Here is a 15,717-nt window from a genome sequence, read left to right on the forward strand (position 1 = left end):
CTAAAAAACGAGACATCTTTTGTCAACTGGAACCTTGATGCGCCGGCAGAGTTCCTTTGTGGCATCTTGTGCGGGCCGCCATATGGCAGGGGTCGGACGGAACGCCTCGCGGTCCGGGCCGCGACGGCACGCACCTCCGTCACCGAGGACCCGTCATGACCACGATCGGCATAGGCACGCTCTACCGCAACCGCGACATCATCGAGGGGCCGGTCAGGACGCTGCTGTTCCAGGATCGGATCCGGCTGGTCCCGAACCCGCGGGCGGCGGACAGCCCGAAGGCGCCCGACCTCCTGGTCTATTCGGGCGAGAACGAGATCGGCGGTGCCTGGGCCTGCCGGCGGGAGGAGCAGCCGGTCTCCTACAACGTGCAGATCCGCGATCCGCACGTCTCCCGGCCGATCCATGCGACGCTGTGCCAATCGGACCAGGACGGCGATCGGTTCGACCTGTTCTGGTCGCACTGAAGGCGGGCCGGCGCCGCGCCGGCCCCTGATTGCCCGTCGTGCTTGTCCTTGGAGACCGCTTGAGAACGCGCTGGCGTGAGTCGGCTGGTGGTGGTTTCGAGAACCGGCGCGCAGCGGACGTTTGAGTCCGTGAGCACCGGAAGCGCAGAAACCGCCATCAGACGGCCACGCCAGTAGCGTTATCAAACGGTCTCTACTGCCCGCCCAATGCGCGATAGACCTTGAGCCCGGCCCGGCCGGTCTGCGGCAGGCCGAGGCGCTGCTCCGCCGCCGAGATCGCGGCCCGGGTGGCCGGGCCGATCTTGCCGTCCGCCTGGCCGCCGATGTCGTAGCCCTGGGCCAGCAGCAGCTGCTGCAGCCGCAGGCGCTGGGCCCGCGACAGGCCGGGGTCGTCGGTCGGCCACGGCGTGCGCAGCGCCGGCCCGCCGGCCAGCCGGTCGGCGAGGTGGGAGATGGCGAGCGCGTAGGATTCCGCGGCGTTGTAGGAATAGATCGCGTCGAAGTTGCGGAACACCAGGAAGCCCGGCCCCTGCGGCCCGGCCGGCAGCAGCAGGCCGGCCTGGGCGTTGCCGGACAGCGGCGCCCCGTCGGCCCGGACCACGCCGCGCCGGGCCCAGGCCGACAGCGGGTCCTTGTCCTTGCGCCCGGTCGGGCCGTTGTAGCCGGCCGGCACCTTGACCTCGATCATCCAGGGCTGGCCCTGCTGCCAGCCGGACCGCTTCAGGTAGTTGGCGGTGGAGCCGAGCGCGTCGGCGATCGAATTGACCAGGTCGCGCCGGCCGTCGCCGTCGAAATCGACCGCCAGGCGCTGATAGGTCGAGGGGATGAACTGGGTCTGGCCGAAGGCGCCGGCCCAGGAGCCGGTGAGCTCGTCCAGCCGCAGGTCGCCGGCGCTGACCAGCTTCAGCGCCGCCATCAGCTCGCCGCGCCAGAAATCGGTGCGCCGCTCGCCGGCGCAGACCAGCGTGGCCAGGGCGTGCGGCAGGAAATAGTTGCCGCGCTCCTTGCCGTAGTCGCTCTCGACGCCCCAGACCGCGGCGATCACGGTGCGGTCGACGCCATAGCGCTGTTCCGCCTGCTGCAGCACGCGGCCGTATTTCGACATCATCGCCCGCCCGTCGGCGATGCGCTGGTCGTCGACCAGGAAGGCGAGATAGTCCCAGATCGGCGTCACGAATTCCGGCTGGGCCTGCGAGAAGCGCAGCACCTTGTCGTCCGGCTGGGTCAGCCCGTCGAAGGCGCGGGCGGCGACATCGCGGTCGACCCCGGCCTTCACCGCGGACTCGGCCAGGCCGGCGACGCAGGACCCGAAATCGGCCAGGGCCGGGCCGGCGGCCAGGAGCGGCAGGAGGCCGAGCAGCGCCGCCCCGACATTCCGGCCGGATCCGAACAGGCGAGACGTCATCTGTACCCTTCCTTCACGCGATGGAACCCGCGCCTCGGTGCGGCGCGGCGCGATCCTGTCCCATCCGGGCGGTGCGCACAACCCGCGCGGCGGCGGCCTGTTCAGGCTGCCGCCTCGGGCCAGACCCGGCCGGGACGGTCGGTGTCGATCAGGTAGTCCGAGGCGTAGCGGTCGAAGAAGCCGCGCCCCAGCCGCCGGGCCTCGGCCAGCGGGTCCAGCGGGTCGCGCCGCACCTCGCCCCGGGCATTGCCGTAGCCGTGCACCACCCCGACGAATCGCGACCGGGTGTAGCGGCTGTATTCCTGGATCTGGTGCACGATCGCGGCGGCGACCGCGGGATAGGCCTCCTCGGAGCTGAGCACGAGGCCGACCCGCTTGCCGGTCATCCGCGCCTTCACCGTCTCGGATTCGGGGTAGGAGGCGGCGACGTAGCAGAACATCCGGTCGAAGAACGCCTTGAGCTGGGCCGACATGCCGTACCAGTAGATCGGCGTGGCCACGACCAGTCCGTCGGCGGCGAGGAACCGGTCGAGGAACAGGGATCGGTACCCGTCGTCGATGGCGCAGCCGCCGTCGGGCCGACGGCACTGCCGGCAGTCGCGCAGGAAGGCGCCGACCGCGTCGGCCAGATGGACCGTCTCGGCGACATGTCCGGCCTCGGCCAGGCCGGCCGCAACGGCGCCGGCGAGGACGGCGGAATTCCCCTCGCGCCGGGGGCTGGAACTGAGGATGAGGGTCTTCATCACGTCTCCTCACGAGGCTTGCAATCCGCGATACGGTTCCATCTATCGGGAATGGGCCTGCGGCCCGCAATTACGCACCTCGAGGTAACCATGGCGCCTCCGGACCGGCCCGAACCCGCCCTTGCTTCCGCGCCGCCCGCCGCACCGGACGTCTTCGACGAGACCTGCTCGGCCCGCCATGCGCTGGCGCTGGTCGCGTCGAAATGGTCGGTGCTGATCCTCTCCGCCCTGGCCGACGGGCCGACGCGCAACGCCGAGCTGCTGTGCCGGATCGGCGGCATCTCGCAGAAGATGCTGGCCCAGACCCTGCGCGACCTGGAGCGCAACGGCCTGGTCCTGCGCCAGGACTTCCACACCGCCCGACCCTGCGTCGAATACCGGCTCAGCCCGCTCGGCGAATCCCTCAGCGAGACCCTCACGGCCCTGGACCGCTGGGCCGAGCGCAACTTCCCGGCGCTGGACGCCGCGCGGGAGGCGTTCGATGCCCGGGAGCGCGATCTGTAAGAGGTATAGCCGCGAAAATCTGTATATGATGATCTGATCGTCAGAGGATCTGGAGAATCTTCTGGACGCACGGATCGGTCGCGTGATTACGTCGCCGATCATGGTCAACACGATCTTCCGCGACTGCGGCACCTCCGTCTTCGAAGCCATGTCCCGCCTGGCGGCGGAGCTGGGCGCGATCAATCTCGGCCAGGGCTTCCCGGAGGCGCTGGAGCCGCCGGAGCTGGTCGAGGCCGCGATCGCCGCCCTGCGCTCCGGCCCGCACCAATACCCGCCGATGCTCGGCGTGCCGGCGCTGCGCCAGGCGGTGGCGGAGCATGCCAAGCGCTTCTGGGACCTCGATCTGGACTGGGAGCGGGAGGTGCTGGTCACCTCCGGCGCCACCGAGGCGATCGGCGACTGCTTCCTCGGCCTGCTCAACCCGGGCGACGAGGTGATCGTCTTCCAGCCGGCCTATGACTGCTACGGCACCATGATCCGCCGCGCCGGCGGCGTGCCGGTGCCGGTGCGGCTGCAGCCGCCGGGCTGGGACCTGCCGCGGCAGGAGCTGGCCGACGCGATCACGCCGCGCACCCGGATGATCGTGCTGAACACGCCGATGAACCCCTGCGGCAAGATCTTCGACCGCGACGAGCTGGCCTTCATCGCCGGCCTCCTGGACCGGCACGGCCTGGTCGCGATCTGCGACGAGGTGTACGAGCACCTGACCTTCGACGGCCGCCGCCACCTGCCGCTGATGGCGCTGCCGCAGGCGCGGGGCCGCTGCCTGCGCATCGGCTCGGCCGGCAAGACCTTCTCGGTCACCGGCTGGAAGGTCGGCTACGTCATGGGCGATGCCGACCTGCTGGCCCCGGTGGCCCGGGCCCACCAGTTCCTCACCTTCACCACCCCGCCGGCGCTGCAGGCGGCGGTGGCGCAGGGGCTGCGGCTCGGCGACGGCTACTATGACGGGCTGCGGGCGACGCTGCAGCAGCGCCGCGACCTGCTGGCCGCCGGCCTGCGCGACGCCGGCTTCGAGGTGCTGGACTGCCCCTCGACCTATTTCCTCTGCGTCGACATCGCGGCACTCGACCCGGTCGGGGACGACATCGCCTTCTGCGACGCGCTGCTGCGGCAGTCCGGCGTCGCCGCGGTGCCGGTCAGCACCTTCTATGCCGGCCGCGACATGCGCCGCCTGATCCGCTTCTGCTTCGCCAAGCGGCAGGAGACGCTGGAGGCGGCGGTCGCCCGCCTCGCCGCCTGGCGCGAAGGCGGGGAGGGCTGGCGCCGGGCGTCGTGACCGGGGCGCCTCAGATCTGGACCGACGTCATCCCGGCGGCCGGATAGCGCGTGCCGGCCGCGGCGCCGGGCGGAATGGCGGCGTCCAGGCGGGCCAGGTCGTCCGCCGTCAGCGTCACCTGCAGCGCACCGAGATTCTCCTCCAGCCGCGCGATCGACCGGGTGCCGGGGATCGCCGCCACGTCGTCGCCCTGGGCCAGCACCCAGGCGAGGGCGAGCTGCGACGGCTTGCAGCCCTTCTCCGCCGCCAGCGCCTCGAACCGGTCGACCAGCCCGCGGTTGTGGGCGAAGTTCTCGGGCTGGAAGCGCGGATGGGCGGCCCGGCGGCCGTCGATCTGGGAGAGATCCCGGATCGCGCCGGCCAGGAAGCCGCGGCCGAGCGGGGAATAGCCGACGAAGCCGATGCCGAGCGCCCGGGTGACCGCCCGCGTCGCCTCCGCCTCGGCGCGGTACAGCAGCGAGTATTCGGTCTGCACCGCCGCGATCGGATGCACGGCATGGGCCCGGCGGATGGTCTCCGCCCCGGCCTCGGACAGGCCGAGATGGCGGACCTTGCCCTGTTCGACCAGCCGGGCCATGGCGCCGACCGTGTCCTCGATCGGCACCGCCGGGTCGACCCGGTGCTGGTAGTACAGGTCGATGACGTCGACGCCCAGCCGCCGCAGGCTGGCCTCGCAGGCCTGGACCACGTAGTCCGGCCGGCCGTTGACGCCGTTCGGGCCACCCTCGCGCCGGATCTGGCCGAATTTGGTGACCAGGACGACGCGGTCGCGCCGGCCTTTGATGGCGCGGCCCAGCAGCTCCTCATTGTGGCCCCAGCCATACATGTCGGCGCTGTCGAGATGGTCGACGCCGAGGTCGATGGCGCGGCGGATCAGCTCCTCCGAGGCCGCGTCGTCGGCGGCGCCGTAGACGCCCGAAAGCGGCATCAGCCCAAGCCCGATGGCGGAGACCCTGAGGCCGCCGAGCCGGCGATGCGCGATGCTGGGTGTGGTCATGCGTCGGTCCTTCCGATCAGGCTGGTCTGAAGCCGCCGCCGGGGCGGCGCGATCTGTGGGAGCGGCCGGTGGGGCAGGGGCGCGACGCACCATGCGGGCCGTTCGCCGCCAGTGTGACTCGCGGACGGCGCCGCCGCCAACCCCGCCGGAGGTTCGAGATCGGCATGCATTCTCTTGACTCGAATGTTCCTGTTATGTTCTAATCCCGGGATGGCCGATGCCGACACCAGGACCGAGACTGCGCCCACCGCCCCGCCGCTCCCGGACGAGGACGCGATCCTGTCCGGCCTGATCGAGCTCAGCATGGCGATGGCCCGGGCGTTCCAGGCCGAGGCCCTCGCCGCCCTGCAGGCCGGTGACCTCGACCGTGCCTGCAAGGCCGAAGCCCGTTTCAGCCGCCTCTTTCTCGGCATCCGCCGCGCCATCGCGCTGAAGGCCCGGCTGCGCCAGCAGCGGGACGAGGCCCGGCACGCCGCCGAGCAGGACCGGGACGACCAGCTGGCCCGGGCGGCCGACCGCCGCCGCCGCGTCGCCCAGGGCGTCACAGGTTCCATCGCAGCCGCGACCGCCGGCACCACGCCCCCCGATATCGAGACGCGCGAACAGTTGACCGCCGATCTCTGGGACCGGCTGGCCGGCGACCATGCCGGCCGTTTCGACAGAGCCGACAGGGCCCTGCCGATCGAGGCCCTGATCCGCAGCCTGTGCCGTGCCCTCGGCATCCCGCCCGACCGGACCGCGATCGCCGCGGCCATCGCCGGGACGGCAGAGGCGCCCGGCAGGACGAGGGCGGAGACCGCCGAAGATGCGCCCGCGGAGGGCTGGTTTCGCCCGGCGGATGCTCCCGTCGGCAGCCGACCCCCGTCGAGGCCATCCGGGCCCGACAGCGGCTGAGCAGGGTCGGCTCGAACGCGTAGGTTGGGTTCGCATGGCGAACCCAACATCCCGCCGCGGAGCCGCTGTTGGGTTCGCCTGCCGCGAACCCAACCTACGAATGCATTGGCCTGCCCGGCTTTCCACTCTCCCCCTCCGGCGAGGGGAGGGGGAGAGTGGAAAGCGCGCGTCAGCTCAAGTGATCGAAATCCGAAACGGCCCCGCTCGCGCGAGAGGCAACACGCCTCCGCCTCAGGGCAGCCCGTCTCAGCCCTTCGGCGCGCCCGCCACCAGGTTGAACGGCCGGCCCTGCTGGAAGGCATCGATCAGGTCGATCAGCTGGTCGGCCAGGGCCTGCATGGCGCCGCGCGCGGCCCAGGCGACATGCGGGGTCAGGATGAAGTTCGGCAGGTCCAGCAGCTTCATCAGCGGCGCGTCGGCCGGCGGCGGCTCCGGCATCGCCACGTCGAAGCCGGCGCCGCCGATGCGGCCGGCCCGCAGCGCCTCGGTCAGCGCCGCCTCGTCGACCAGCCCGCCCCGCGCCGTGTTGATCAGCAGCGCCTCCGGCTTCATCCGGGCGAACTCCGCGGCGCCGATCAGGCCGCGCGTCTCGGGCCGCAGCGGGCAGTGCAGCGAGATCACGTCGCTGGTCGCGATCACCTCGTCGAACGCGAGGCGGCCATCGGCCGGGGCGGCATCGCCCTTGCGGCCGGCGAAGACCACGTCCATGCCGAAGGCCCGGCCGATCTTGGCGACGGCGCTGCCCAGCGACCCGCCGCCGATCAGCCCCAGCCGGGCGCCGTGCAGGTCCAGGATCGGATGGTCGAAGAAGCAGAACTGCTTCGCCTCCTGCCAGCGCCCCGCCTCGACCGAGCGGCGATAGGGCAGCAGCGACCGGCGCAGCGCCAGGATCAGGGTGAAGACATGTTCCGGCACCGTGTGCACGGCGTAGCCGCGGATGTTGCAGACGGCGACGCCGTGCCGGTCGCACCAGGCGGTGTCGACGCAATCCGTGCCGGTGGCGGCGACCGCGATCAGGCGGAGATCCGGCAGCTGCGCCAGCACCGGCTCGCGCAGCTGGACCTTGTTGATCACGGCGACGCTCGCACCGCGCAGCCGCTCCGGCACCTGCTCCGGCGCGGTCCTCTGGTGCTCCTCCCAGCGATGCGGGAAGGCGGGCGGGCGCAGGCGGATCGCCGGCGCCAGGGTCTCGCGGTCGAGGAAGACGATCTTCGGTGTGGGCGGCAGTGGCATAATCGGCCTCGCAGGAATCTCGACGCCAGCATGCCGATCCCGGCGCGGGCGGCCAGTCCGATTGCGACATGAGCGGTGCCCGACGGGCGTTTGGCGGGCCTGCGACATCACAGGTCGCGGCTGGGTTAGCCCGGAACCGGCCCCGCCCGGACACTCGTCTCAGGATGGCCGTATGGGCCCGCAGGGAGCGGTTCGAAGATGAAGTCGACAGCGCGCGTGGTGGTGATCGGCGGCGGCGTGGTGGGCGTGGGCACGCTCTATCACCTGGCCAAGAAGGGCTGGACGGATGTCGTCCTGATCGAGCGCAAGGAGCTGACCTCCGGCTCGACCTGGCATGCCGCCGGCCTCTTGCCGCTGTTCAACATGAGCTACTCGGTCGGGCAGATCCACAAACACTCGGTCAAGCTCTACAACGCGCTCGAGGCCGAGACCGGCCAGCATGTCGGCTTCCGCCAGGTCTCCAACATCCGCCTGGCGCGGACCAAGGACCGCTGGGACGAGTTCATGTACTACAAGGGCGTGGCCGACACGATCGGGATCAAGGTCAACGTCCTGACCCCGGCCCAGGTCAAGGAGGTCTGGCCGCTGTGCGAGACCGACGGCATCATCGGCGCGATCCAGCATCCGGATGACGGCTACATCCAGCCGGCCGACCTGACCCAGGCCTTCGCCAAAGGCGCCCGCGCCATGGGGGCGGAGATCCATCGCTTCACCACCGTCCTCGGGATCGAGCAGACCCCGTCCGGCGAATGGCTGGTGAAGACCGACAAGGGCGACATCACCTGCGAGCACGTGGTCTCGGCCTCGGGCAACTTCGCCCGCCGGACCGGCGCCATGGTCGGGCTCGACATCCCGGTGATCCCGGTCGAGCACCAGTACATCGTCACCGAGCCGCACCCGCTGGTGCAGGAGCGGCAGCGCCAGGGCCTGCCGGAGATGGGCGTGCTGCGCGAGGCCGACAGCTCCTGGTATCTGCGCGAGGAGGCCGGCGGCTTCATCCTCGGCCCGTATGAGCCGGGCGCGCCCGTCTGCTATGTCGACGGCCCGGACGAGCAGTCGGAATACGAGCTGTTCCAGGAGGATCTGGAGCGGATCGCGCCGCATATCGAGACCGCGATCGCCCGCGTGCCAGCCTTCGGCGAGGTCGGGGTCAAGAAGGTCTACAACGGCGCCATCGCCTACACCCCGGACGGCAGCCCGATCATCGGCCCGGCCTGGGGTTTGAAGAACTTCTGGCTGAACGAGGGCCACAGCTTCGGCGTCACCGCCGCCGGCGGCGCCGGCTGGCAGCTGGCCGAATGGATCGTCGAGGGCGAGCCGTCGATCGACATGATGGGCGTCGACCCGCGCCGCTTCGGCCCCTACGCCTCGCGCGGCTATCTCAAGGCCAAGAACGAGGAGGCCTACCGCAACGTCTTCACCGTCCACTACCCGGACGAGGAGCGGGCGGAGGCCCGGCCGCTGAAGCGCGCGCCCTGCTACGACCGGATGAAGGCGCTCGGCGCCGTGTTCGGCACGGTCTATGGCTGGGAGCGGCCGAACTGGTTCGCGCCCGAGGGCTACGGCCTGAGCGAGGCGGAGCTGAACAAGCCCGACACGCTGGTCAACGAGAACCACCCGCCGGTGGTGCCGGGCGAGCCGATCCGCGAGAAGTGGAGCTTCCGCCGCTCCAACTATTTCGAGTTCGTCGGCCGCGAGGCCCGGCACGTGCACGAGACCGTCGGCCTGCTCGACATGTCGGCCTTCGCCAAATACACGGTCGGCGGGCCGGGCGCGGCCGCCTGGCTGGACGGCATCGTCGCCAACCGGGTGCCGAAGAAGCCGGGCCGCATGACCCTGGCCCACCTGCTGTCGAAGAACGGCGGCGTGCGGTCGGAGTTCACGATCTACTGCGAGGCGCCGAACCGGTACTATCTGGTCGGCGCCGGCGCCTTCGAGCGGCATGACTGGGACACGCTGCAGAAGCTGCGGCCGCGCGACGGCTCGGTCGAGCTGCAGAAGATCACCACCCAGACCGGCGTCTTCGTGCTGGCCGGCCCGCGCTCCCGCGACCTGCTGCAGAAGGTCACCGACACCGACCTGTCCAACGCCGCCTTCCCCTGGCTGTCGGGCAAGCCGATCAATGTCGGCATCGCCCAGGCCCAGGCGCTGCGCGTCAACTTCGTCGGCGAGCTGGGGTGGGAGCTGCATCACCCGATCGAGATGCAGAACACCATCTTCGACCTGCTGATGGACGCCGGCCGCGAGTTCGACCTCAAGCCCTTCGGTATCCGGACGATGGACTCGCTGCGGCTGGAGAAATCCTACCGTCTGATCCCGCGCGAGCTGTCGATCGAGTATTCGGCGCTGGAATCGGGGCTCGATCGGTTCGTCCATCCGAACAAGGGCGACTTCATCGGCCGCGACGCGCTGGTGGCCTGGCGCGAGCGCGGCTTCAAGAACCGCTTCGTCACCCTGGAGGTACTGGATGTCGGCGATGCCGACGCCCGCGGCAACGAGCCGATCACCAAGGGCGGCGACCTGGTCGGCCGCTGCACCTCGGGCGGCTATGGCTGGCGCCTCGGCAAGTCGCTGGCGCTGGCCATGGTCCGGCCGGATCTCGGCGAGATCGGCACCGAGCTGGACGTCAGCATCCTCGGCAAGCCGCACCGCGCCGTGGTGATCGAGGAATCGCCTTTCGATCCGAACAACGAAAGGCTGCGGGCCTGACGACCCGCTGATCGCTTCCCCCCTCTCCCGGCTTTGCGGCCGCATGGAAGATGCGCCGCAGAGCCGGGGTTCATGACAAAGCTGTTTCACCCAAACCCGGAAGAGCCGCGTGGAACACCCGGCGCCGGCATCATCCCGTTGCGCCGCAGTGACGGTCTCGACGAATCGCCGTCGCTTGTATCAAAACTTTCAATGTCATCCTCCAATTGGGGGATGCATAGTTGAGGATGTGAGCGCAAAGTTTTCTCGCGTGTGCGGCGAGCTTCCTGTGGGGGGATGGTTAGCGTGGCGTTCGACGAGGCGATTGCGGACCGGCAGCTTCGGACGGTCTACCGGATATGGGCGCAGCTCGCGGCGAAGGGGCGTCTTCCGGCGTGCGACGACATGATTTTCGCCAGCCTGAGCCGGCTGCCTCCGCCGATCCTGCTGTGGGCCTGGATGCCGTGCGAGGGAACGTTCCGCTTCGCTCTGGACGCCCAGGGCGCGGGGCTGCCTTCGGACCGCAGCCTGCCCGGGCGGCCGCTGGAGGAGCTGTGCGCTGGCGAACGGCATGATGCGATGCGCCGGGCGCTGATGTCGGTCCAGCTCTCGGAACGGCCGCTCTACGCCGAATTCGCGCTGTCCGACGGGCTCGACAGCGTCCGCAAGCGGACCCTGCTGCTGCCGCTCTCCGACGCCACCGACGACCTCGCCTATGTGCTGATGCTGGTCGCCACCGTCTGGCCGGCCGACGCCGCCGTGCAGCAGCGGATCGACGGCTGCCCCGATGTCCGCGTGCACGTCCTCAGCCAGATCTCGGACGAGACGCCGGCGCATTGGGGGGATCCGCAGCCCGAGATCGATCCGGCCGAGCTTCAGTCGATCCTGACCATCATCTGACGGCTGCGGCGCGGCGCCAGCACGCGGGGGCCGCTCAGCGCCACCCCAGTGATCGTTCGGTGGACGGCACTGCGCGGCGGGAACCGAGCCGGTCCGGCTCCTCCCGCTCGCGGCTGCACCACCAGGCGCCGATGGCAAGGCCGACGGAGGGGCCGATCACGGCCCAGACGACCAGGAATGCTGTCACCATGACATCTCTCTTACGCCACCGTGGTTCGGTGAGCATCGGGATCGGCCTCTGACTGAATCGGCCGACAATCCGATATATGGGGTCGATCGGCTCAAAGAAGAACCGTTTCGGTTCCCAGTCGCCGGCCTGCCCGATGCTAGGGGCGCACCCGGAGGCTGGTGGCCGGATTCTGGCGAGAAGCGGATGTGCTCTGCCGGGCATCGACTGGAACCATGCTTTGGTTTTGCGCCATGGGTCCGGGACCGGCAACATACTTTTCGTTAAGGTTCGGGAAAGAATCCGAAAGCCTGTCGGGCGATCCGCCAGCCATCATTATTAAATCGAATTAATGGCGTCGAAACAGGGGGTTAAACGCCGGCATCCCATCTTGTGCATCACACGCCGACCGATCGCGGCCTGGCGCTTTGGACAGTGGTGGAGATGATGCAGATGAAGACCCCCTTCGGTTCCGACGATCGCGGCCCTCGGACCGGCCTCCGCCGGATGACGGCGGCGCTGCTGCTCGGCACGGCCTTGATCGGCGTGCCGGTCGGGGCTGTCCTGACCTTCGACCATCCGGCGGTGGCGCAGAACCAGACCGAGCCCCAGACCTCGATCGTTCCGGCCGCCCCCGGCTCCTTCGCCGGCCTGGTGCGCCAGGTGACGCCGGCCGTGGTCAATGTCTCGACCACCGAGCGTCCGTCGGCCTCGCAGATGGCCGACGAGGATGAGGGCGGCGGCCGGATGCGCCAGTTCCCGCCCGGCTCGCCCTTCGACGAGTTCTTCAAGCGCTTCTTCGACGAGCAGCAGCCCGGCCGCCGCGGCCCGCGCGGTGGCGGTGGCGGAGAGAGCGACCAGGTGATCCATGGCGCCGGCTCCGGCTTCATCATCGACCCGGCCGGCTACATCGTCACCAACAACCACGTGGTGAAGGACGCCGACAACATCTCGGTCACCCTCAATGACGGCACCGTGATCCCGGCCAAGGTCGTGGGCACCGACGAGAAGACGGACCTCGCCCTGCTCAAGGTCGACACCGACAAGAAGCTGACCGCGGTCGAGTGGGGCGACAGCGACGCCGCCCAGGTCGGCGACTGGGTCGTGGCCGTCGGCAACCCGTTCGGCCTCGGCGGCAGCGTCACGGCGGGCATCGTCTCGGCCCGCGGCCGCGACCTGCATTCCGGCCCGTTCGACGACTTCCTGCAGATCGACGCGCCGATCAACCGCGGCAACTCGGGCGGCCCCAGCTTCGACACCAGCGGCAAGGTGATCGGCATCAACAGCGCGATCTATTCGCCCTCGGGCGGCTCGGTCGGCATCGGCTTCGCCATCCCGTCGAACCTGGCCAAGACCGTGATCGCCCAGATCCGCGAGCACGGCAGCGTCCAGCGCGGCTGGCTCGGCGTGCAGATCCAGCAGGTGACGCCGGAGATGGCCGAGGCGCTCGGCCTCGACAAGGCCCGCGGCGCCCTCGTCGCCGACGTCCAGGACGACAGCCCCGCGTTGAAGGCCGGCCTGCACCAGGGCGACGTGATCACCTCCTATGACGGCAAGCCGGTGAGCCAGCTGTCGGATCTGCCCCGCCTGGTCGCCGACACCACCGCCGGCAAGACCGTGCCGGTCGAGGTGCTGCGCAACGGCAAGACCGAGACCGTTTCGGTCGAGATCGCCAAGCTGCCGGCCTCGCAGGACAAGGTCGCCAGCGCCGAGGAGAACGGCCCGGCGGTCGACGACCAGCTCGGCCTGTCGCTCTCGGCCCTGACGCCGAAGGTGCGCCGCGAATTCAGCGTGCCGGACGAGGTCGAGGGCGTGCTCGTCACCGGCATCCGCGACGACGGTCCGGCGCGCGAGACCGGCGTCGGCCCCGGCGACGTCATCGTCCGGGTCGGCAGCGAGGCGGTGAAGACCCCGTCCGAGGTCGCCAGGCAGGTAAAGGCGGCCAAGGAGGCGGACCGCAACGCCGTGATGCTGCTGATCAACCACCAGGGCGATCAGCGCTTCGTCGCGCTGAAGCTGCCGAAGGCCTGATCGGCACAACCCTCTTCGTTCTTCCCCTCGACTTCGGGCGCCGGATTCCCCTTTCCGGCGCCCGCTTTTTTTGCCTTCATCCCGGGCGGGCCTCCCCGGGGAGGCGGCAAAGGCGGAGTCGGCCCTTGGATCGGATCGAGACCCTGCTCGCGGCGATGACGCTCGACGAGAAGATCGGCCAGCTCACCATGATGTCGTCGGCCCTGGCGATCACCGGGCCGGTGCTGCCGGGCGACGTCACCGAGGGCATCCGCGCCGGCCGCATCGGCAGCCTGTTCAACCATTGGGGATCGGGGCGGGTGCGCGAGACCCAGCGAATGGCGGTGGAGGAGACGCGGCTGAAGATCCCGCTGCTCTTCGCCTTCGACGTCATCCACGGCCACCGCACCATCTTCCCGATCCCGCTGGCGGAGGCGGCGCTGTTCTCGCCCGAGCTGTGGGAGCGCACGGCGCGCGAGGCGGCGATGGAGGCGGCGGAGGACGGTCTGGACCTGGTGTTCTCGCCGATGCTCGACATCGCCCGCGATCCGCGCTGGGGCCGCATCTCCGAGGGGCCGGGGGAGGATCCCTGGCTCGCCAGCCGCATCGCCGAGGCCAAGGTCCGCGGCTACCAGACCGCCGACCTCACGGCACCCGATGCGGTGGCGGCCTGCGCCAAGCACTACCTCGCCTATGGCGCCGCGCTCGCCGGCCGCGACTACAACTCGGCCGACGTGTCGGACCGGGCGATCCGCGAGGTCTATCTGCCGCCCTTCGCCGCCGCCGTCGCCGCCGGGGCGGCCGCGGTGATGCCGGCCTTCAACGACGTCGCCGGCGTGCCGATGACGGCCAATGCCGTTCTGCTGCGCGGCACGCTGCTGGGCGAGCTCGGCTTCGAGGGCGCGGTGATCAGCGACTACAACGCGATCATGGAGCTGCTGGCCCATGGCGTCGCCGCCGATGCGGTCGAGGCCGCGGCGCTGGCGCTGAAGGCCGGAATCGACATGGACATGATGAGCGGCGCCTACGCCGCCGGCCTGCCGACGGCGCTGCAGCGCGGCCTGGTCACACAGGATCAGATCGACGGCGCGGTCCGTCGCGTGCTGCGGCTGAAGCAGCGGCTCGGCCTGTTCGACGACCCGTATCGCCGTGTGGTCGCCGTGCCCGACGCCTTCCATGCGGCGGAGCGGCGGCGGCTGGCGCGCGAAACGGCGGCGAAGTCGATCGTGCTGCTGACCAACAAGGGCGTGCTGCCGCTGGCGCCGTCGGCCAAACGCATCGCCGTGATCGGCCCCTTGGCCGATGCGCGGTCGGAGATGCTCGGCTCCTGGGCCGGTGCCGGGCGGTGGGAGGAGGCGGTGACCATCCTCGAGGGCATCAAGGCGGCCCTGCCGCAGGCCGAGATCGCCTATGTCCCCGGCACCGAGATCGAGACCGGGGGCGACGCCGGCATCGCATCAGCGGTCGAGGCCGCGCGCGGCGCCGAGATCGTGCTGCTGTGCCTCGGCGAGGCGGCGATCATGAGCGGCGAGGCGGCCAGCCGGGCCCGCCCCGGGCTGCCGGGCCTGCAGCGCAACCTGGCCGAGGCGGTGCTCGACCTCGGCGTGCCGGTGGTGGCGCTCCTGACCTCCGGCCGGCCGCTGATGCTGCCCTGGCTGTTCGAGCGCGCGGCGGCGGTCGCCGCCACCTGGTTCCTCGGCCACGAGGCCGGCCACGCCGTCGCCGACGTGCTGACCGGCGCGGTCAACCCGTCCGGCCGGCTGCCGGTGACGTGGCCGCGCGATGTCGGCCAGGTGCCGATCTTCTTCGGCGAGCGCAACACCGGCCGCCCGACCGACCCGGACCAGCACTACACCAGCAAATACATCGACCTGCCGTCGACGCCGCAATTCCCCTTCGGCCACGGCCTGTCCTACAGCCGCTTCGCCCTCGGCGACCTGCGCATCTCCGCCCCGGTGCTGCGCCCGGGCGAGACGCTGACGGTCGAGGTCGCCGTAACCAACAGCGGCACGGTGGCGGGCGAGGAGACGGTGTTCCTGTTCACCCGCGACCCCGTCGCCAGCGTGGCCCGGCCGCTGCTGGAGCTGAAGGGCATGGCCAAGGCGGCGCTGGCCCCCGGCCAGAAGCAGCTGCTGCGCCTGCCGCTGGCGGCCGCGGCGCTGCAGTTCCCGGGCCTCGACCTGACGCCGGCGCTGGAGGCCGGCGACATCGAGATCCTGGTCGGCACCAAGGCCGAACGGCCCGAGCTGCTGTCGGCGACGATCTGGGTCGAGGTCTGAGATCTCGTAGGTTGGGTTCGCTGGCGCGAACCCAACCTACGATGGACTGATTCCGCCCGACAGAACCGTCATCGCGAGCACCGCCGCGTCTTGCTGCCTTGTTGTGTTATGATATAACATAAATTCAAATCACGAATTTCAGACGAGGCCGA

The 15,717-nt window shown here is 70.4% G+C and carries 13 protein-coding genes; 8 read left to right on the forward strand and 5 right to left on the reverse strand.

Annotated features, from left to right (window positions below):
* The first annotated feature begins 155 nt into the window (after positions 1-155).
* Positions 156-467, forward strand: a complete 312-nt coding sequence (locus ACFW16_RS04930) for a DUF736 domain-containing protein (RefSeq protein WP_380302449.1) — start codon at positions 156-158, stop codon at positions 465-467.
* Between the two features lie 193 nt (positions 468-660).
* Here the strand turns inward: ACFW16_RS04930 and ACFW16_RS04935 are convergent, their stop codons facing one another.
* Both ACFW16_RS04935 and ACFW16_RS04940 read right to left on the reverse strand, forming a co-directional pair.
* Complete coding sequence (locus ACFW16_RS04935) at positions 661-1,872, reverse strand: lytic murein transglycosylase (RefSeq protein WP_380302451.1); 1,212 nt, start codon at positions 1,870-1,872, stop codon at positions 661-663.
* Between the two features lie 101 nt (positions 1,873-1,973).
* Complete coding sequence (locus tag ACFW16_RS04940; RefSeq protein ID WP_380302453.1) at positions 1,974-2,615, reverse strand: flavodoxin family protein; 642 nt, start codon at positions 2,613-2,615, stop codon at positions 1,974-1,976.
* 90 nt (positions 2,616-2,705) lie between these two features.
* Between ACFW16_RS04940 and ACFW16_RS04945 the strand changes: the two genes are divergently transcribed.
* Complete coding sequence (locus ACFW16_RS04945) at positions 2,706-3,119, forward strand: winged helix-turn-helix transcriptional regulator (RefSeq protein ID WP_380302455.1); 414 nt, start codon at positions 2,706-2,708, stop codon at positions 3,117-3,119.
* A gap of 100 nt (positions 3,120-3,219) precedes the next feature.
* On the forward strand, positions 3,220-4,398 hold the full coding sequence (locus ACFW16_RS04950) for an aminotransferase (RefSeq protein ID WP_380302744.1): 1,179 nt from the start codon (positions 3,220-3,222) through the stop codon (positions 4,396-4,398).
* Between the two features lie 10 nt (positions 4,399-4,408).
* Here ACFW16_RS04950 and ACFW16_RS04955 read toward each other — a convergent pair whose 3' ends face one another.
* A complete protein-coding gene (locus ACFW16_RS04955) occupies positions 4,409-5,395 on the reverse strand; it encodes an aldo/keto reductase (protein ID WP_380302457.1) in 987 nt (328 codons plus the stop codon).
* 210 nt (positions 5,396-5,605) lie between these two features.
* On the opposite strand from ACFW16_RS04955, the gene ACFW16_RS04960 reads away from it, so the two are divergent.
* Complete coding sequence (locus ACFW16_RS04960) at positions 5,606-6,289, forward strand: hypothetical protein (protein WP_380302458.1); 684 nt, start codon at positions 5,606-5,608, stop codon at positions 6,287-6,289.
* A gap of 246 nt (positions 6,290-6,535) precedes the next feature.
* Here the strand turns inward: ACFW16_RS04960 and ACFW16_RS04965 are convergent, their stop codons facing one another.
* Entirely contained in the window at positions 6,536-7,522 is a 987-nt protein-coding gene (locus ACFW16_RS04965; protein ID WP_380302460.1) for a D-2-hydroxyacid dehydrogenase, read from the reverse strand.
* Positions 7,523-7,720: 198 nt separating this feature from the next.
* Between ACFW16_RS04965 and ACFW16_RS04970 the strand changes: the two genes are divergently transcribed.
* Both ACFW16_RS04970 and ACFW16_RS04975 read left to right on the forward strand, forming a co-directional pair.
* Positions 7,721-10,231: an FAD-dependent oxidoreductase gene (locus tag ACFW16_RS04970; protein WP_380302462.1), complete on the forward strand. Its 2,511-nt coding sequence runs from the start codon at positions 7,721-7,723 to the stop codon at positions 10,229-10,231.
* 384 nt (positions 10,232-10,615) lie between these two features.
* On the forward strand, positions 10,616-11,110 hold the full coding sequence (locus ACFW16_RS04975; RefSeq protein WP_380302463.1) for a hypothetical protein: 495 nt from the start codon (positions 10,616-10,618) through the stop codon (positions 11,108-11,110).
* A 34-nt stretch (positions 11,111-11,144) separates the two neighbouring features.
* Here ACFW16_RS04975 and ACFW16_RS04980 read toward each other — a convergent pair whose 3' ends face one another.
* Complete coding sequence (locus ACFW16_RS04980; RefSeq protein ID WP_380302465.1) at positions 11,145-11,300, reverse strand: hypothetical protein; 156 nt, start codon at positions 11,298-11,300, stop codon at positions 11,145-11,147.
* Between the two features lie 429 nt (positions 11,301-11,729).
* Here ACFW16_RS04980 and ACFW16_RS04985 point away from each other — a divergent pair, with 429 nt between their 5' ends.
* Positions 11,730-13,307 carry a DegQ family serine endoprotease gene (locus tag ACFW16_RS04985; protein WP_380302467.1) on the forward strand — a complete coding sequence of 526 codons (1,578 nt, stop codon included), beginning with the start codon at positions 11,730-11,732 and terminating at the stop codon, positions 13,305-13,307.
* Positions 13,308-13,432: 125 nt separating this feature from the next.
* On the forward strand, positions 13,433-15,565 hold the full coding sequence (locus ACFW16_RS04990) for a glycoside hydrolase family 3 N-terminal domain-containing protein (protein WP_380302469.1): 2,133 nt from the start codon (positions 13,433-13,435) through the stop codon (positions 15,563-15,565).
* The last annotated feature ends 152 nt before the right edge of the window (positions 15,566-15,717 follow it).

The sequence above is a fragment of the Inquilinus sp. NPDC058860 genome (assembly GCF_042743185.1).
Classification (GTDB): domain Bacteria; phylum Pseudomonadota; class Alphaproteobacteria; order DSM-16000; family Inquilinaceae; genus Inquilinus.